10 protein-coding genes and 1 pseudogene are annotated in these 18,575 nt (G+C 54.6%); 7 read left to right on the top strand and 4 right to left on the bottom strand.

The annotated features are described in order from the left end of the window. A pseudogene (locus tag Q4551_RS15450) lies at positions 1 to 606 on the bottom strand (hypothetical protein); the annotation flags it as partial. A gap of 201 nt (positions 607 to 807) precedes the next feature. Beyond that, entirely contained in the window at positions 808 to 1,842 is a 1,035-nt protein-coding gene (locus tag Q4551_RS15455) for a rhodanese-related sulfurtransferase (protein ID WP_303434777.1), read from the bottom strand. 202 nt (positions 1,843 to 2,044) lie between these two features. On the opposite strand from Q4551_RS15455, the gene Q4551_RS15460 reads away from it, so the two are divergent. Next, positions 2,045 to 2,536, top strand: coding sequence for a DUF1456 family protein (locus Q4551_RS15460; RefSeq protein WP_303434778.1), 492 nt, complete (start codon positions 2,045 to 2,047; stop codon positions 2,534 to 2,536). 173 nt (positions 2,537 to 2,709) lie between these two features. Here the strand turns inward: Q4551_RS15460 and Q4551_RS15465 are convergent, their stop codons facing one another. Both Q4551_RS15465 and Q4551_RS15470 read right to left on the bottom strand, forming a co-directional pair. After that, on the bottom strand, positions 2,710 to 3,135 hold the full coding sequence (locus Q4551_RS15465; RefSeq protein WP_303434779.1) for an acyl-CoA thioesterase: 426 nt from the start codon (positions 3,133 to 3,135) through the stop codon (positions 2,710 to 2,712). A gap of 157 nt (positions 3,136 to 3,292) precedes the next feature. Next, complete coding sequence (locus Q4551_RS15470) at positions 3,293 to 3,979, bottom strand: hypothetical protein (RefSeq protein WP_303434780.1); 687 nt, start codon at positions 3,977 to 3,979, stop codon at positions 3,293 to 3,295. 182 nt (positions 3,980 to 4,161) lie between these two features. Here Q4551_RS15470 and recC point away from each other — a divergent pair, with 182 nt between their 5' ends. The 6 genes from recC to Q4551_RS15500 all read left to right on the top strand — a co-directional run bounded on the left by recC (position 4,162) and on the right by Q4551_RS15500 (position 18,395). Further along, positions 4,162 to 7,860 (top strand): exodeoxyribonuclease V subunit gamma, encoded by a 3,699-nt coding sequence (gene recC, locus Q4551_RS15475; RefSeq protein WP_303434782.1) that lies wholly within the window; start codon positions 4,162 to 4,164, stop codon positions 7,858 to 7,860. Next, positions 7,857 to 11,873 carry an exodeoxyribonuclease V subunit beta gene (gene recB, locus Q4551_RS15480; RefSeq protein WP_303434783.1) on the top strand — a complete coding sequence of 1,339 codons (4,017 nt, stop codon included), beginning with the start codon at positions 7,857 to 7,859 and terminating at the stop codon, positions 11,871 to 11,873. The genes recC and recB overlap by 4 nt, the downstream gene beginning before the upstream one ends. Continuing rightward, positions 11,870 to 13,885, top strand: coding sequence for an exodeoxyribonuclease V subunit alpha (gene recD, locus Q4551_RS15485; protein WP_303434784.1), 2,016 nt, complete (start codon positions 11,870 to 11,872; stop codon positions 13,883 to 13,885). Before recB ends, recD begins: the two co-directional genes overlap by 4 nt. 156 nt (positions 13,886 to 14,041) lie before the next feature. Continuing rightward, the gene (locus Q4551_RS15490; RefSeq protein WP_303434785.1) at positions 14,042 to 17,077 is read left to right on the top strand and encodes a DUF748 domain-containing protein; all 3,036 of its coding nucleotides are present in this window, start codon (positions 14,042 to 14,044) and stop codon (positions 17,075 to 17,077) included. 223 nt (positions 17,078 to 17,300) lie between these two features. Next, positions 17,301 to 17,729 (top strand): roadblock/LC7 domain-containing protein, encoded by a 429-nt coding sequence (locus Q4551_RS15495; RefSeq protein ID WP_303434786.1) that lies wholly within the window; start codon positions 17,301 to 17,303, stop codon positions 17,727 to 17,729. Between the two features lie 18 nt (positions 17,730 to 17,747). Further along, positions 17,748 to 18,395: a hypothetical protein gene (locus tag Q4551_RS15500; RefSeq protein WP_303434787.1), complete on the top strand. Its 648-nt coding sequence runs from the start codon at positions 17,748 to 17,750 to the stop codon at positions 18,393 to 18,395. The last annotated feature ends 180 nt before the right edge of the window (positions 18,396 to 18,575 follow it).

The raw sequence follows: 18,575 nt of genomic DNA on the forward strand, positions 1-18,575 counted from the left end.
GTAATCAGACGTTTCCGGCGTGTTGGCCATGCCTGCTCTGACGGGGTTCAGGTCGACGTAAGCCATACAAGCCAACAAGGCTGCTTCATCCAAAAGCGCCTGGGACTTGAATCTTCCCTCCCAGAAGCGACCGGTACATGCATCTTCCGCATTGGCTTCGCGAGCAATCGCCTCGTTCAAAACTCGCATAAACCAGCTGATGTCTGACAGGCGCGAACGCCATTCCTCGACCAATATTGTCAGGCGTGCCTGTTCGGCTGTGGCCAGCGGTTCGCCGCGCTCAAAACGCTGCGACAGAGGATTACCCTTGAATAATTGATGCCAACGTTGCACCACGTCCAGCTCGGACCAGCTTGCCGCCTGATCAGTATCGACGAACAGCACCACATGATAATGATTCGACATCACCGCATAAGCAGCGACCTGAATGGCGAATATTTGAGGCAAGGCCAATAAACGCGCTTCCAGCCAGCCACGACGGTGTTCATAGCAAGCGCCGGAGAACTGGTCTGTACCGCAAAGAAAGGCACGGCGGACGCAGCGAGAAACGCAGTGATACCAAGGGGTGGCCTCGACTGAAACCTGTTGTTTTCTGGGTTTGGGCATCGTTTCTCTCCTTGTTGCGATGAGGGAAATAATAGGCCAATAACCAACGGGTTGGGTATCAGGAGAAGGTACTAGAGTGGGTGTCCCGAAAAGACTGGGGTCCCAAAAGAAAGACAGCGCCTGATGGTCAAGAGCGGTGACCATACAAAAAGCGCTGTTTGAATCTCTTCCTATATATTCTTGGTTTTTCCAGGTGACGTCTTAGTCTTGTTGCCGCTGCTGTGCCTTGAAGGCGAGTTTTTCCTGGCGACGCTGCTCAATAATATCTTGCAGGTCGTTGCCGAGGTGATCTTCACCACGTTGTTTGGCCAGTTGCATCTGATGTTCGCGCTGGCGGAAACGTTCCCGTTGTTCGTCTGAATATTCATTAATGCAGTGATGGCAACTAACGCCTTGCAGGTAATGTTCAGATTGTTTGTCGGCTTCGGTGATCGGGCGACGGCAGGCATGGCATTGGTCGTATTCGCCTTTTTCCAGCTTGTGGTTAACGGTGACGCGATTGTCGAAGACAAAACATTCACCTTGCCACAGGGTCTCTGCTTCGGGGACTTCTTCCAGGTATTTCAGAATGCCACCTTCGAGGTGGTAGACCTCGTCAAAACCTTGCTCTTTCAGGTAGGCGGTGGATTTTTCGCAGCGGATGCCACCAGTACAGAACATGGCGACTTTTTTGTGTTTTTCCGGGTTGAGGTTTTCTTTTACGTACTGAGGGAATTCACGGAAGGTTTTGGTGTTCGGGTCTTGTGCACCTTTGAAGGTACCTATACCAACTTCGTAGTCGTTGCGGGTATCGACCAGCAAGACCTCCGGGTCGGAAATCAGGGCATTCCAGTCTTTGGGTTGTACGTAAGTGCCTACTACACGTTTCGGGTCGATTCCTTCGATACCCATGGTGACGATTTCTTTTTTGAGTTTGACCTTGGTGCGGTAGAACGGCTGTTCGTCATCGTAGGATTCCTTATAGCCGATGTTGGCCAGACGTGAATCCTGGCGCAAGTAGGCCAACAAGCCATCAATACCCGCGCGGCTACCGGCGACGGTGCCGTTGATGCCTTCGTGGGCCAGTAGCAGGGTACCTTTGACGTCCAGCGCGAGCATGGTGTCGAGTAATGGCTGGCGTAATGCCTCAAAATCGTCAAGCGTGACGAACTTGTACATGGCGCAAACTACGATAGAGCCACTAACGGGCGTTTCACTGGCCGTGGGCGCAGGGGTTGGTGATGCGGATGATGTCATGGTGTCCTCGCTGACCGGAACGTAAAACCGGTGCGTGATGGTTTTTCGGGGCGCGGAGTATACAAAAAAAGCAGTTCTGTTTCAGCTGCTGCGGGTGGTGGTTTGGGTGGGCTGGATAGGTCAACCTGCCGGACTCTGCTAAAATGCATTGTTTATGCATGTCGTAATGATTCGACTGCTGGTTACTCAAACAGGACTTACCTTGACCAATAACGATGTATTCCGCCGTATCCGCTATACCTTCGATCTTAATGATTCCAAAATGATGGCTATTTTTGCGGCGGCGGATTGTTCCGTCACTCGGGAGCAGGTCTGTGGCTGGCTGAAAAAGGATGATGATGAAGCCGCGCTTATCGCCAGTGATACCGATCTGGCGGCATTTCTGAATGGTTTTATCAACACTCATCGTGGCAAGCGGGATGGTGCCCAGCCTGAACTGGAAACGCGTCTGACCAATAATATTATCTTGCGCAAGTTGCGTATTGCTCTGGATATGCAAGCGGAGGATATTCTGGAGACCTTGCAGGTGGCGGGCTTCCGTCTAAGCAAGCATGAACTGAGTGCGTTTTTCCGCAAGCCGGATCATAAGAATTATCGTGAGTGCAAAGACCAGATATTGCGTAACTTTCTGATGGGGATGCAGCGTCAGTTGCGACCAGAAGATATCAGCGAATATCAGCAGGATGATGACTAGCCTTTGTTCGATGTCTGGGGCTGATACCTGGGTTTAATACCTGGGTTTTCGACACCAGGGGTTCCAATACTCCGGTTTTTGATGCCAGGGTCGCTGCGCTTATAAACGCCGATCACCCGGATCGCCATCCATGGCGTGCGCTGATCGTATGATCGTGGCGTTACCTGATCCGGTCAGAATTCGCAGTTGTTGTTGTCCAGTACATAGGTTGGCAGGTCTTTTTCATCTGGAATGGGTGTGGGAGCACCGTCTTCGTCGATGGAGACAAACTTGAAGGTGGCTTCGGTTACTCTTTCCCGTTGACCAATACGACCGCGACGTACCCAGGCTTCAACGTGTATGTCCATGGATGTCCGGCCGCTGTAGGCCACTTCGGTGTAAACCCCCAGAATATCGCCAACTCTGACCGGGCGAATAAAACTCATGCTGTCTACTGCAACCGTGACAACACGTCCTTGTGCACGCTGCCCGGCGCAAATACCGGCGGCGATGTCCATTTGGGAGAGTACCCAGCCTCCGAAAATGTCGCCAGCGGGGTTGGTATCGCTCGGCATGGCGATGGTGCGAGTGGTCAACCGACCACGGGTAACCTCTTTCATGGTGTTATATTTCCTCGTTCTGAATGATCACCCCTCTGTTGCCCGGAGGGTGTTGAAGCAGTCTTGCGATACAGGTGGTAGCAACAGGTAGGGAATATACACCGAATGTCGTATTGAATTATCAGATTTTTAAATAGCTCTGATAGTCAGGTCGATTTCAGCAGGACCAGTCTTCGCGCCGAAAGAAGTGAAACCCATCGGCATCACACTGAAAGCGTACCAACTCAATACCGCAGGGGGTGATTGGCTCCCAGGGTAAGGGCGGTAATTCTGATACGGTATGGCGAATGATATCGGCGGATTGTTGCTCGGCCAAAAAGCGGGAAACGGTAATGTGGCTGCCCCAGGGCATGCTCAGTTCAATGCCCGCCTGTTGGGCGCTTTCGACCAGGGCTTCTGCCAGCTGCCAGAAACCGGCGTTGGCTTTGCTGGCGGCAATCAGGGTGTTGCTGTTGTACAGCCAATCGGTGAAACCAATACACACATTGGCCAGTCGGGTTTGTGCCAGTGGTTGGCCCTGGTTCATAAACCACTGGTTTGCCTGAATCTCCAGGGCGTTGGCTTCGTTCTCTGTGCGCTGGGTCAGCTTGCTGCCTGTTGCCAGTGTGGTGTGCAAGGTGTCGGCACCATAACTCATGGCGGGAATGATCTGGCCAATATTGGCGCTGGCCTGGCTGAGCAAGCGAGTCAGGCTGTCGGGGTAACGTAATATCAGTAGCAAACCACTGTCGGCAGGAGGATTGGCACCCGTCAGTTGCAGTTCGGGCTGGGCCATGGGTTGGCGGAAAGCGTTGTAATAAATACCGCGCTGTTTCTCGGTATAAGCATCCATTTTGCTCGACATGGCATATCCTGAAAATAGGTTGGTGTTTGGCGACAGGGAAGATAAGCGTCAATCGGGCTGCTGTCGAGCCATCCGGCAAACTGACCGCACCGTCCGGCACATCGGCGCGGATTTGTCCCGCGTTGCGGCGGCCTCTCCCTGTTAGAATGCTATTTTTTGTCGGCCATCAGGTAACGGATTGCATGCTCAAACTCTACCATTCCAACGATCTGGACGTTCTGAAAGGGATTTTGTTGTCACTGATGCAACAAAACCCACCGTCTCCTTTCGAGCGTGAAGCGATTCTGGTGCAAAGCCAGGGTATGGCACATTGGCTCAAATTGAACATTGCTGATGGTCTTGGTGTCTCGGCGCAGCTGGAGTTTCCGCTGCCGTTCAGTTTTGTTTGGCAGATATTTAATCGCTTGCGGCCGGATTTGCCGGAGCGCTCCCACTTCGACAAACAATTGATGATATGGAAACTGATGCGGCTGTTGCCAGGCCTGGTGGCCGGTGCCGGAGACGATCATCCATGCAAAGCGATTGCCCATTATCTTGATGACGATGAGGCTGGTATCAAATGTTATCAGCTGGCACAAACCATTGCTGATGTGTTCGATCAATACCTGGTGTATCGGCCAGACTGGTTGCTGGCCTGGGAAGCGGGTGAAGATCAGGTAGAAGGGGCGGATGTCAGCCGTCATCCATGGCAACCGCTGGTCTGGCGGGCGCTGGTGGCTGACTGTGAGCAACAGGGTCAGAGCCTGGCGCACCGGGCACGACTGATGGAGCAACTGGCAGATCTGGTACGGCGCTACCCTGAACGGCTGGCAGGCTTGCCCAAGCGGCTGTTTGTGTTTGGTATTGCGGCGTTACCCGGCAGTTATTGGCAAGTGCTGGATGCTATTTCGAGTGAAGTGGAGGTGCATTTTTTTCTGCTGAATCCGTGCCGGAACTTTTGGGGCGATATTGTTGATGGCCGGCGGCGGTTGCGGATTTTGCAGCGCCAGCCGGAATCCGCTGCGTACCTGGATCGGGGTAATCCGCTATTGGCCAGCTGGGGTCAGCTGGGGCGTGATTTTCTGACCTTGGTACACGAGACCGAGCTGGCTCTGGATGTGGAGGCCTGGGTTGACCCGGATCAGCCATCAGACACGATGGACCTGCTGCATGCGCTGCAATACGACATTCTGGAATTGCAGGATCGGCAACAAGCGGCTTTTGGTGCCGATGCCCTGCAGCACAGTCGGTTTAAACAGGTTGTACAGGCGGATGACGATAGCCTCAAGCTGGTGTCTGCTCACAGCCCGTTGCGCGAAGTACAACGGTTGCACGATCAGTTATTACACTGGTTTGCCCAGGACCCGGAGCTGAATCCTCGTGATGTGGTGGTGATGGTACCGGATATCGATGCCTATGCTGCGTATATCGATGCCGTTTTCGCCAGTGTTGAGCAAACCGACAGCGGCCATAGCCTGAGAATCCCCTGGGCCATTGCGGATCAGTCGATGCTGATGGAAAACCCGCTGATTGAAACCTTCCTGTCGTTATTGGGGCTGGCAGACAGTCGTCTGACTATTACGGAAGTACAGGATTGGCTGGATGTGGCAGCTATCCGTACCCGCTTTGGTATTGCGCGTAGCGAGCTGGAAACCATCAAGGACTGGCTGGTACGCGCGAATATTCGCTGGGGGCTGGATGGTCAGCAACGTGGTCGCCTTGGCTTGCCGGTATTTGAGCAAAACAGCTGGCGTAAGGGGCTGCGGCAACTGTTGCTGGGATTGATGATTCCTGAGGTATTACCCGATAGTCAGTACACCCCGGGGTGGCAGGGAGACTGGCCGATTACGGCAGTGGAAGGTAACAGCGCTGAATTGCTCGGAAAGCTGTTGGGCTTTGTGGATGCGTTGGAATACTGGCAGCAGACATTGGGCGAATTACGCGATCCGGCCGACTGGCTGGTCAGCTTGCCAGTCATGCTGGAGAGCTTTTTTTGTACCGATTTCAATCGCGCTGATGGTATCAGTCTGGCGGAACAACAGCAGCAAGCAGGCTCGTTACAGCAGGTGCGTGATGCTCTGGTGCGCTGGCAGCAAGAGCTGGAACTGAGTGCTGTGGTCTGTCCTGCGGCAGACGCCGGTACGGTGCCGGAAACACATGACGCGACGACCAGCACCCTGATGTTGTCAGGACGGGTGGTACGGGCCTGGTTTAATGAGCAATTAGGGCAACAAGGTGGCTGGCAGCGCTTTTTGGCCGGGCCGGTGAATTTCTGTACCTTGATGCCGATGCGGTCGATTCCATTCAAAGTGGTGTGTTTGCTGGGCATGAACGATGTCGATTATCCGCGCCGGGTACCTCCGGTTGGATTTGACCTGTTGGCCTCCGGTCAGCGGCGGTTGGGGGATCGCTCCCGTCGGGATGATGATCGTTATCTGTTTCTGGAAGCCGTAACGTCAGCACAGCAGCACCTGTATATCAGCTATCGCGGTCACGGCGTACGGGAAAACAACGAGCAGCAACCGTCAGTACTGGTGAGCGAGCTGGTGGATTACGTCTGTGACAGCTTCTGCCTGCAGCAAGGTCAGGACAAGCCCCATGCCCAAAGCCGCGAGGCCATGTATCAATGGTTGATTGAAACCATCCCCTTGCAGCCGTTCGGAGCCGGGGTTTATATGCCACTCGGTCATGACCGCTCAGCTCCAGCCGTTATAACCAACCGGATTACCAGCTATCACCCGTTATGGGCCAAAGTGGCAGGCAGTCATCATCCTGCCTTGTTACCGCAGGAGCGTGAGGCTGTTGGTGATTTTGTCAGCCGTGTACTGCCGTTGCCAGAGGAGCTGTTACCCCAACACTCGGGTGAGCGGGTAATCATAGAACTCGCCGATATGATCAAGGCGTTGCATAACAACGCCGACTTTTTTCTTAAACGGCGCTTGCGCGCCAATCTGACACCTTACTGGCAAGATCATCCGGCAGAAGAGCCGTTTGATCTGGATAGTCTGGAACGTTATCTCTATCGCAGTGACGAGCTGGACAGCTTGCTGGGCGACAATCCAGCGGCCGATCCCTTGGTCGATGAGCAGGGAAATGCTGCTCGCCAGCGCCGCCTCGAACGTATGCAGGCGCTGGGACAATTACCGGTGAACGCGCTTGGACAACTGACGGCGCAGAAATTACAGGCCTCGGTTCGACCGCTCACCGAGGCGGTGTGTTTGATTCGGGATACTGCCATCGCGACAAGTGCCGATAGCCGTGACGCAGAGGGAATCAGCCGCCAGGCATTGGTCGCAGCGGTTGAATTAAGTGGAGACAGTCTGGCCCGGGTGCTGAAGGAAACATTGGCTGATGACCGGGTAACCGCTGGTACTGCCCTGACCTGGCAGCTTGAAGGCGAGCTGGGTCAGTGTGCCGGCTCGGTGTTGATTCGTTATCGGCCCGGGGCGATTCGTGGCAAGCATCTGCTGGCAGCCTGGCTGGAGCTGGTCCTGGCGCGGCAGGTTCATGGGGATGCCATTACACATGCCTTGGTGTTGGGTCTGGATAGCAAGCAACAGGTTGTGCAACACCGGTTAGATGCCCCTGTGCAGCAACAGGCCAACGATATTCTGACGGCTTGCGTGGCGTTTTATTTACAGGGCTGGTGTCAGCCTCAACCATTACTGCCGGATTTGCTTTGGCAGTTGCTGCAGGTGGAAGAAGAGGCCCGGGATGACGTTGTGGCCAAGGCAACGGCGCAAGAGTTTGGTGAACTGGCAGCGGTGTCGATTGTGCGGTGTTTTCCCCAGCTGGCGGAACAGTTGGAACAGCCGGAACAACGAACCGCCTGGCTAAAGCAATTTGACTGGTTGATGAAGCCGTTGTGTGCTCATCACAGCATGGCGGAGGAAGTGTCATGACTAACCATCGTTCGATAACCACGGATGCCCCCGGTGCAGCGGCGACGTCTGCCGTAGCCGCCGCTGGTGAGCATGGGCAGGCCGGGGTCAACCCTCTGGATATATCGACCTTTCCGCTGTTGGGGCAATCACTGATCGAAGCCAGCGCAGGGACGGGGAAAACCTACACCATTGCCAGTCTTTACAGTCGTTTGCTGATTGGCCATCACACCGGTCTGGAGCAACTGAGTTGCGATCAGGTGCTGGTGGTGACCTTTACCAACGCTGCCACTGAAGAGCTACGAGGCCGTATCCGGGAGCGTATCCGTAACAATTTTGAGGATGTGGTGCGCTTGCGGGGTGGACAGCCGGTCGATGATGCGTTGTTTGGGCAATGGTTGGCACAACTGGCGTTGGACGATGAAGGGTTACAAAGGCTGGCAACCTGGCTGCAGGCGAATCTGGCGCGTATGGATGATGCCAGTATTTTTACCATTCACGGTTTTTGCCAGCGCATGCTGAAACAATTCGCCTTTGATACCGGCGTGATGTTCAGTGCCGAGCTGGTGCTGGATGCCGACCAGTATTTACGCCAGGCCTGCGAGGATGTCTGGCGTCGTGGCCTGTACCACCAGCAGATTCTGGCGGTCGAATGGCTGTCGGCGGTGTTCCCAACCCCGGCGGATTTGATGAGTACGGTACGGCACTGGTTTGCCCGGCCGGACGCCCGTTTTATTCCATCACCAACACCAGGGCAAGTGTTGTTGCCAGAAGACTGGCAGGATGCCAGTCGCTGCTTTGAGCAGGTCGGCGCGCTTTGGCAGCAGCTGGGTGATCAGCACATTCTGGAGCTGTTGCAATCGGGTGACTTGAATGGCAACTCATACCGCAAAGGTTCGGTGCCGGGCTGGATACGGAGTATCAGCCAATATTTCAGCGGTCACTTCTCGTTTAACGTGCCGGACAAGCTGGGTCACTTTGGTACTGAGATGTTGCGTGCCAAAACCAAAAAGAAAGGCACCACACCAGAACACCCGTTGTTTGATCAGATCCAGCAGCTGCTGGATACATTGCAGCCGTACCTGGCACAGCTCGATCAGTTGCGATCAGTCTTGCCGGTGGTCTGGTTCGAGGAGGTCAAGGCCCGTTATATCACGCTGCTGGAGCAGGCTGGTGCGATGTCGCCGGATGATCTGTTGCGGTTACTGGATGTAGCGCTGCAAGGGCCAATGGGACAGGCGTTAGCGGAACAGATACGCAGTCTTTACCCTGTCGCCCTGATTGATGAGTTTCAGGATACCGATCCATTGCAGTATCGGATCTTTGCCACGATTTATCCGGCCGAGTCGGACAGCGCAGAGGAATCCCAGGAGTATAAAGCCCCTGTCAGCGGTAATGACAGGGCCGCGAGCAGCGGATCAACGCGCTGGGGGCTGACAGCGATCGGAGACCCCAAGCAGGCGATTTATGCCTTTCGGGGAGCGGATATTTTTACCTATATCGGAGCCCGGCGGGCGATGAAGCCAGAGCGTATTTTTACCCTGGATACCAACTGGCGCAGCCACAGCGATCTGGTGGCCGATGTGAATGATCTGTTTGCACAGCATCCGGCCCCGTTTGTATTTGATGAGGATATTCCGTTTCATCCCGTCAAGGCCGCTGGTAAGGCGGATGATCGACCGTTGCGATTGATGTTGTCTGGCGCGGCTCAATCGCAGGCTCCCTTGCAGATCTGGCTGGATGAGGTGGAAGAAAACCGTGATCAGGGGGTTTGGCGTTGTGCGCAGCAATGCGCCAGCAGTATCCGGGCGTTATTAACCGGGACGGGCCAGATTGGTGATCAGCCGGTGCTGGCTCGGGATATGGCGGTGCTGGTACGCAGCCACAAGCAGGCTCAGATCATGAAAAAAGCCTTGTCGCGGGTGGGCGTTGGTGCCGTGTTCCTGTCTCGGGATTCCGTCTTTCGCAGCCTGGAGGCCAGCGAGTTGCTGACCTGGCTGGCAGCCATTGCCGAACCGGCTAACGAGCGGGCAGTGCGTAATGCCTTGGCGACTTCGTTACAGGGCTTCAGCAGTGAGCAGCTGCATCAGCTATTGATCGAAGAAGCTGCCTGGGAGCAGCAGCTGGCGCAGATTCAGGGCTACCACGACTGTTGGTTACGACGCGGGATTATGGCCAGTCTGATGCGTTGGCTGAATGATAACGACCGGGCCGTGCGGTTGCGGCAGTTAGCGGATGGCGAACGTATTTTGACCAATCTGCTGCATCTGGGTGAATTGCTGCAGCAGGCCAGTCGTCGCTTGCGGGGCCACCAGGCTTTATTACGCTGGTTTACCGAGCAGGTGCTGGATGCATCAGGCAGTGGTGACGAAGCCCAGTTACGGTTGGAAACCGACGACAACCTGGTATCGATTGTCACCATTCACAAATCCAAAGGGCTGGAGTATCCGCTGGTTTTTCTGCCTTTTCTCTGGAGTGACAGCTATACCCTGCGGCCACAAGCCCGCTCGGTACAGTATTTTGATGAGGCACAAGGGGTTGTGGTGAATCTGGCACCGGATAAAGACGCCAGAGCCATGGCTACCCGTGACAGTAAAGCGGAAATGATGCGGTTGTTGTACGTGGCGCTGACGCGGCCGGTGCAAGGCTGCTTTATTTGGTTATCGGCGGCGATGAGCCGGAAAACCAGAGTACTGGACACCTCCGCCCTGGGGGAGTTGCTGCAAACGACAGGAGTCTCGCTTGACGCGCTTTGCCATTCATCCGGGGAGGCAGTCCGGATCAGCCCCTGGCCTCATTGGCCTGACGGTGATCGCCCCTTGATCCCGGTTACGGAGCAATTGCCCGTGGCGATGGATTTTTCCCGGCCTTTGTATCAGCGTTGGCGTGTCAGCAGCTTTACCGCGTTGAGTTATCACGCAGACGGAGGCAGGCATGACGGTGTGGGTTTGCTGGCCGATGTTGGAAATTTGCGCCTTGATGAAACCGATCATGGCAGTCACGGAGAATCTGGCAGTCATTTGGGGTTGACGGCTGAGGACACGAACGGCTCAACAGGGCAGCTGACCGCTGAGTGTCGGGATAACCCGTTTATTACCTCGGCAGCCATCTCTTTTCCTCGAGGACCCCAGGCGGGTACCTGTTTGCACCGTGTGCTGGAACGGTGGGATTTTCATTCTCGTGAATCCTTGATCGAGACCATTCTGCCTACGGAGCTGGGGCATTTTGGCTTGTTACAGCAAGACGTTGATTTACCGGCCCTGGCTGACTGGCTGATGGGCGTGGTGCAGACACCCTTGGACAGCGAGAGCGGTTTGTCACTGGCAGCGCTGGAGACGGATCAACGCCTGGATGAAATGGAATTCTGTTTGCCGATCGGTGAGTTGCGCTCGGGGTCGTTGAACCGTTTGTTGATTGAATCCGGCCAGAACGCTGAAGGTATCCGGCGACCACAACTGGAGTTCAGTGCGGTGACAGGGTATCTGAAAGGGTTTATCGATTTGGTGTTCTGTTATCAGGGGCGTTATTACCTGGCGGATTACAAGTCGAATTATCTGGGAGATCAGCGGCAGGATTACACTGGTGTGGCACTGCAGCAAAGTATGGTCGAGCATCATTATGATTTGCAGGCCTGGATTTATATCCTGGCACTGGACCAGTTTTTACGTCAGCGGTTACCAGACTACAGTCCGCAGCAGCATCTGGGGGGAGTGTATTACCTGTTTCTGCGTGGCATGGGGGACGCTGACTCCGCGGCTGTGGCGGCCTCCGGGCCATGGCCGGGCGTGTATTTCCAGACCATCGATTGGGCACAGTTGCAGCACTGGCAACAACGCTTGCTGCGGCCAGCAGGTTCTGGGTTCGGGATTGGCGTTGATACTGGTGTTGATGTTGATGTTGATGTTGATGTTGATGTTGATGTTGAGCCCGATGCTGGAGCAACAGATAACACTCTGCCCCGGCATCAGCCGGAGTCCGCGTCGGCCAGGCAGCCAAACACAGGTACTGCGAGACAGGGAGAACTGGATTTATGAGTACGGTTATGTATGAAGCGCCAGCTGGGCATCAACCTTGGCTGGCACCGCTGCCAGTGTTGACCGTGGCCACGCCGTTGTCCCCCTTGCTGGATCGGCTTGTCCGTACCGAGCGGTTGCGGGAAATTGATCACCAGCTCAGCCGACAGCTGTTGGCCTACGAAGGTGAGTGCGTACCTGTACAGGCCCAGGCCTTGTATCTGGCCACGGCGTTGGTTTCGATTGTATTGGGTAGGGGGCAGGTGTGTTTGCCGTTACATTACGCGCCGCTGCCCGAGTTGGCTGCCAATTGGCCTGCTGCTGCCCAGTGGCATGACTGGCTGCGCGGTTGTTCGGGGTGCTGGTGGTCCTGTTATGGCGATGACAGCGATGCCGACGGTGACTATCAAGGGCAACCCCTGGTGCTGGAGCAGCGCTGGGTAGACGGACAACCGGTGTTACGTTTGTATCTGGCGCGCTACTTTTTTTATCAGCGCGGACTGGAGCAGCAAATCAGGGAGCGACTGGCGTTGTCGGAGACGACAACATTACAACCGGATGTATTACGGCCAGCACTGGCGACGCTGTTTTCGCCCCGCCATGATGGGCAGAACGACTGGCAGGCGATCGCGGCAACCACTGCCTGTTTGCAGCATTTCAGTGTTATTACTGGTGGGCCAGGTACCGGTAAAACCACCACCGTCACTCGCTTGCTCAGTGCCTTGCTGACCACACAGCCTCATTTGCGTATTGCTTTGGCAGCGCCGACCGGCAAGGCCGCCGCCCGCATGACCGAGTCCATTCGGGGGGCCAAGTCGCAAGGTGGTATCGCGATGGCGGAATGGATTCCGGATATCAGCTTTACCCTGCATCGTCTGCTTGGCTGGCATCCGGGGGGCTTTCGTTATGGGCCTGAGCGGCATTTACCTTACGACTGTGTGGTGGTGGATGAGTCGTCCATGATTGATCTGGCGATGATGTATCAGTTGATCAGTGCTTTGGCACCAATGGCCCGATTGATCTTGTTGGGTGATAAGGATCAGTTGGCATCGGTTGAAGCCGGGAGTGTACTGGCTGACCTGTGTGATGCCGGAGTGGAGCATTGGCCGGAGGTGTCTTTTGGTCAGCAAGTCGCCGCCTTGTGCGGCTATAACCCGGCGGTGGGCGGCCCGGATGTGACGGCCTCTGCCAGCGGAGAGGCGACGAATGGCATGGTGAATGCCGTGGTGTCGTTAAAAGTGTCCCATCGCTTTGATGCCAACAGTGGTATTGGCCAGCTGGCTGCTGCGACCAACCGGGGGGATGTGGCAGCCGCGCTGGCAGTGTTTCCCCGCTACGCGGATATTGATCTGTTGTTGCATGACCCCGAGGATTTGCCTGCGGCGGCGCTTGCGCATCAGGGAATAGAGACCGCGCCCGGACAAGCATCATGGCAGCAGGTGCTGGTGGATGGTTATCGCAGTTATTGTGACGCAGTGGCGTCGGCAGACAGCGTGCACATGCTGGCAGCGCTGAATGATTTCCAGGTACTGGTCGCCACTCGACAGGGGCCGTTCGGAGTGGAAAGCATGAACCTTCGTATTGAAGAATTGTTGACCCGTGCCGGACTTCTTCGGCGTAGTGCCGATAGCCTGTGGTATTCTGGCAGGCCGGTTATGGTTACCCGTAACGATTATGATCTCGGTCTGTTTAATGGCGATATTGGCGTTACTGTGACGGATGCCGCCGGTGCACTCCGGGTCGCCTTCCTAACCGCCGATGGTGGGGTACGATATTTATTACCCAGTCGTTTGCCCAGTCATGAAACTTCTTTTGCCATGACAGTCCATAAAAGCCAGGGTTCGGAGTTTGTCGCGGTGCAATTACTGTTGCCGCCCCTCTGGCAACCTGTCATTACGCGAGAGCTGGTGTATACCGCGATTACCCGGGCACGTGAGCGTTTTGTTTTATTGACGAGTCATGGCTGCTGGCGGCAGGGATTGGCCAGCCGGGTGGAGCGAGCCAGCGGCTTGCGTGATGCCCTGTGGAGTTGACGGTCAGCGCGATCTTGGGTTGTTCAATTAATTCAGGAGGCGTAATCGGGCTGCAATAGGGCTAGGGCTAATGGAATGGCCAGTTTTTTTCAGTGGCTGAATCGTCAGCCGGTGTGTATCAACGATGGCAATTTTTTAGCAATAGCAGGAGGCAGCATGGCTGCGCGCAAGTCACCCAAAGACCAACCTTCATCACCTGCCGCGCCATCGCGAGGCTGGCTGTTCTGGGTCGGGCGTTCGCTCTTGCTGTTACTGGTGTTGTTGATCTTGCTGGTACCCGTCATTCGTTTTGCCGGGCCTGGACTGGCAATTTCCTGGTTACAACAATGGTATGCCGAGCAGGGTGAAGGTTATCAGCTGACGTTGAATGATTGGCAGCTGGCCCTGATTCGTGGCGAGCTGACGCTGACCGGAGTGACGTTGCAGCATCCGGGAGCCGGTGATGGGGAAACCCGCATAGATCAAGTCGCGCTGGATATTGATACCGGTCAGGTGCAAAACAAACTGATCGAGATTACCCGTTTGCAGCTCGATGGCTTGCGATTGGCGGCAACCCGTCAGGGAGATCAGCTGCTGGTTGCTGGATTATCCTTGCCTCTGACAACCTCCGGGGCGGCACCTGCCGAAGTACAGCCAACTGACAGTGAAGCCACCCCCTGGGCAGTTCGGCTGGAGCATATCAGCCTGAATGACTGGCAGCTGGGCTGGCAGCAGGATGGCTTGCAGACCCAACTGGGCATCCGTTCTGTTGATGTTCGTGGGTTCGACAGCCGTCACGATGACGATATCGAGTTAACCTTGGCCTTGTCGCTCAATACTTTATCGGCCAACCAACAATTCTTGCACAGCCTGTCGCCAGAACTGGATCTGCCCACGATGATTCCGGGCCTGGCGGCGGATACACCACAAACCCTGACGCTGGATCAGCCTGTTGTACTCTCATGGCAAGGCCGCCTGACCCACTGGCATACCCAGCCAGGGGTGCGGGGTGACCTGGTGATTGAACCCTTATCGCTGACGCTACTGGATGCGACCCGGGTTGGTTTTGAGCGCCTGATACTGCAGGAAATCGTTGCGGATGCCGAACAACAACAGTTGGGGTTATTCCAGCTGGATGGTGTGCGGGTGCAGGAGCGAGTGGCAGACAGTACTGAGCCGGGCAGTAGCGAGATGGGCAGTAGCGAGCCGGATGAAAAGGCAGCTGCGGCGGTGACCTTGTTTTCCCTCGATCGTTATCAGGCGACTCAATTGGCTTTTGATGGGATTACTCTGTCGGCAGGACAACAGCTGATCGATGGAATATGGCTGGATGGCCGTTATAACGATGGCCGTCTCGCGGGTTTGCCACTGCAGCTGTCTGATACTGATACTGCGGCGAGCAATGATGATCCTGTCGACGAGGCAGCACCGGACGCTGTGTCGGCAGCAGAAGCTCCCGCTACAAGTGTCCAGCCACACAGTGCCAGTCCGAGCCAGAGCAGCCGTCAGTTTGAAGTGCTGTTGGCTGGTATTACGGTCAGTAATGTGGATTTGCGTTGGCAGCAACCTGGTATCCAGACCCGGATAACGGCCGATAATATGACGGTAGGTCTGATCAACAGTGCTGAAAACTTGCCTGTCGAGTTGGCCGGGGCATTACAGATAGCGGCGTTACGTCTGACTCAGCCGCAGGCCGTGACACTGAACCAACCATTGGTTGTCAGCTGGCAGGGGTCAATCAACGACTGGCGGCGTGATCCGGAATTGACCGGTGACCTGACGTTGAAACACCTTGATGTGATTGCCGGGCATCAGCCTCCCGTGGCGTTGGAGCAACTGTACCTGAAAGGCATCCGTGCGGATCGTGCTACGCAATCGTTGCAACAGCTGGTGATGAATGGATTGGTGGTACAGCTGCCTGACAGTGCCAATGCCATTGCCAAAAAACAGGGCGTTTTATTCAGCCTGGGGCGGTATGAGATACCGTCGATTCTATTTGACGGGCAGACGTTGAGTACCGGCGTACATCGCTTTGCCGATCTGCGGGCCAACCTGACCCGACTGGAAAACGGGTTGATCGCCGGGGTGCCATCAACAGAATCGGTGGCATCCAAAGCCGGTGGCGCAATGGACGCCGAGCTGTCTGACAGTGGCTCTGCAGCAGCGGCCGAGGAGGCCGGACTGATTGTTCATATTGACGGTATCACCATGGCAGATTCAAGCACAGGAGCGACCGCCGCCAGCCAGATCCAATGGTACGACCTGGCGGTGGCACCAGCTCACAAAAGTATACTGACGCTGACGGCTGTCAGTGTTGGCGAGCTGGATTCTGCCGCCTTGCTGAATGAAACGGGTAAGCCAGTACCGGTCTCGATAGCCGCCAGTCTGGATGACTACAATACGATTGAATTTACAGCAAAGGCCGGATTGCGACAAAGTTTGCCGGAAGGTTCCTTTACACTCAAGGTGCGGCAGTTGAACTTGCCTCCTTTCAGTCCGTACGTGGTACAGGCGATGGGATATAACGTTCAGAAAGGCATGATGAAACTGGACAGCAATATCAATATCGTTAATGGCCAAATGCAGGGCAAGGCGCTGCTGGTATTGCAAAACAGCCGTTTTGAACCAGAAGACCAGGATACGATTGATCGGGTCAGCAAACAGATAGCCATGCCGGTAGAAACGGCGCTGTCAGTATTAAAGGACGATAATAATAACCTGAGAATAGATGTACCGCTGTCGGGAGCTGTCAATGACCCCGATATTGGTATTCAGGATATTATTCAACAAGTCACTAAAAAAGCAGTACGCACGGCTACTTTATTTTATTTGAAGCAGGCATTTCAGCCGTATGGTGCACTGATCAGCATTGCTTCTCTGGCTGGTGATCAGCTGTTTGCCATCCGGCTTGAACCATTGACCTTTACTGAGCAAAACAGTGTTCTCAGTTCGGAACATCAGGCCTATCTCGATAAGGTAGCGACAACCATGACGAGCAAGACAGAACTGGAATTGCAGGTTTGTCCGGTGGTCAGTGAGGCAGAAGCCAAGACTCTGGGAGAAGACTGGCCAGTACTGGCGGCTGCCAGAGGAAATGCGGTCAAGGCGTATTTGTCCCAGCGCCAGGACGATAAAAAACAGTTGTTGGGAGAACGAGTGTCTGTTTGTTCTCCTGCGCGAGGGGATTTGCCCGAGGTTGCGTTGGGATTCTGATCGCAGCCAGACAAAACTTGACAGTTTAAATCGTGCAGAAGAAGCAAAACGCATATTTTGCTCTCGACACCCTGAAGCAAGCGGATTACTTTATTCGTTCTTGTTAATAGTGAGATTAATATCAAGTTCTGATTGTCGGTCAGTGATATTATAAACGCTTCTATGAAGCACCACAGGAAGGCGCAATAATATTGCACCAAGTTGGATCCAGAAGAGGTTGCTAATGTACTCTGAAACTGATTCCCGTTCCCCAAAGGCTGCTCAGATTAGCGACACGCTGAAGCAGTTTATTAACCAGTCATCATCTCGTGGGTCAGCCAAGGCAGCTGCCGTTATGACCCGAGAAGGCATGATGATGGGTGCCGCCCTCGATAAGGATACCAATGAGGATATTTTTGCCGCAATGAATGCATCGCTGTTGATGCTGGCTCAGAAGGCAACGGACGAAATGAGTATTGGAGACTTCCGCCAAATGGTGGTTCTGGGAAGTGCAGGCATTATGCATCTGACCGAACTGGGTGATGGCGTAGTACTGGCAGTAGCGACCGGCGCAGGTTCTAACCTGGGTCGTGTGATGCTGGATACGCGGCAGATTTCTGTGCGCTTGCGTAGCTGCCTGGATAGTCCCACTTCGGTTCAATATGCATCCTAGGCAGTATGGAGATCATTTATGAGTGCAGTGATAGAACAACGGGCGCAACCAGCCGACCTGGAAGAAAGTGTTTACCGGCTGGTAAAGAAAGCAGTGCAGTTTGGAAAGAACGTTCAGATCCTTTTCCATACTGATGACTACCTGTGCTCTACTGATCGCTATCTGGTTATTTTGGGTGAGTCAGGTAAATTCCTGATTCATAACATCGAGTTTGATGAAGTGCTAACGGCTTCACAGGATGATTACCGTGCGCGTGGTTTGAAATCCGTGGCACTCACCACTCAGGTGGAAGAGAACGGTCGTGATATCCGTGAATTCTATTGGCAGGCGGCGTTTCAGGCGTCGGGTGGTCGATTGCTGGATGGTTGCCGTGAGGACGATGTGATTCAACTGCGTCAGTGGCCGAACTTCACCCGTTTGTATACCAGTCCGAATATCTACCGGATTTCATCCTTGCTCAGTGCACGTCCTACCACTCTGGATGTGGCTGCCAAGCTATTGTCGGTATCCAAGGAAGAGCTGTATCAGTTTTATAGCGCGGCACTGTATAGCGGTTACGCTGAAGTACTGAATCGCGCTGTAGTGTCTGAAATTGAGCTCAAGCCACATCCTTATGTCAGGATCGTAAAAATGCTGCTGGGCCGCTTTGGTGGCCATCCAGCCTGATTTCTGTCTGACGGCCAAGCCAGAAAAACAGAGAATGACACATAAAAAAACCGGTTCTGGTGACAGAACCGGTTTTTTTATGTGTGTCGATCACAGGGTCATCAACAGAAGTAACAGAAGTAACAGAAGTAACAGAAGTAACAGAAGTAACAGAAGTAACAGAAGTAACAGAAGTAACAG

Source organism: Oceanobacter sp. 5_MG-2023 (assembly GCF_030548165.1).
In the GTDB taxonomy this organism is placed as follows: Bacteria; Pseudomonadota; Gammaproteobacteria; order Pseudomonadales; family Oceanobacteraceae; genus Oceanobacter.

Coding starts and splice junctions, on each gene's coding strand:
- recC (WP_303434782.1), top strand. CDS start 4,162: ATGCTCAAACTCTACCATTCCAACGATCTGGACGTTCTGAAAGGGATT.
- recD (WP_303434784.1), top strand. CDS start 11,870: ATGAGTACGGTTATGTATGAAGCGCCAGCTGGGCATCAACCTTGGCTG.
- recB (WP_303434783.1), top strand. CDS start 7,857: ATGACTAACCATCGTTCGATAACCACGGATGCCCCCGGTGCAGCGGCG.
- Q4551_RS15465 (WP_303434779.1), bottom strand. CDS start 3,135: ATGAAAGAGGTTACCCGTGGTCGGTTGACCACTCGCACCATCGCCATG.
- Q4551_RS15455 (WP_303434777.1), bottom strand. CDS start 1,842: ATGACATCATCCGCATCACCAACCCCTGCGCCCACGGCCAGTGAAACG.
- Q4551_RS15470 (WP_303434780.1), bottom strand. CDS start 3,979: ATGTCGAGCAAAATGGATGCTTATACCGAGAAACAGCGCGGTATTTAT.
- Q4551_RS15490 (WP_303434785.1), top strand. CDS start 14,042: ATGGCTGCGCGCAAGTCACCCAAAGACCAACCTTCATCACCTGCCGCG.
- Q4551_RS15495 (WP_303434786.1), top strand. CDS start 17,301: ATGTACTCTGAAACTGATTCCCGTTCCCCAAAGGCTGCTCAGATTAGC.
- Q4551_RS15500 (WP_303434787.1), top strand. CDS start 17,748: ATGAGTGCAGTGATAGAACAACGGGCGCAACCAGCCGACCTGGAAGAA.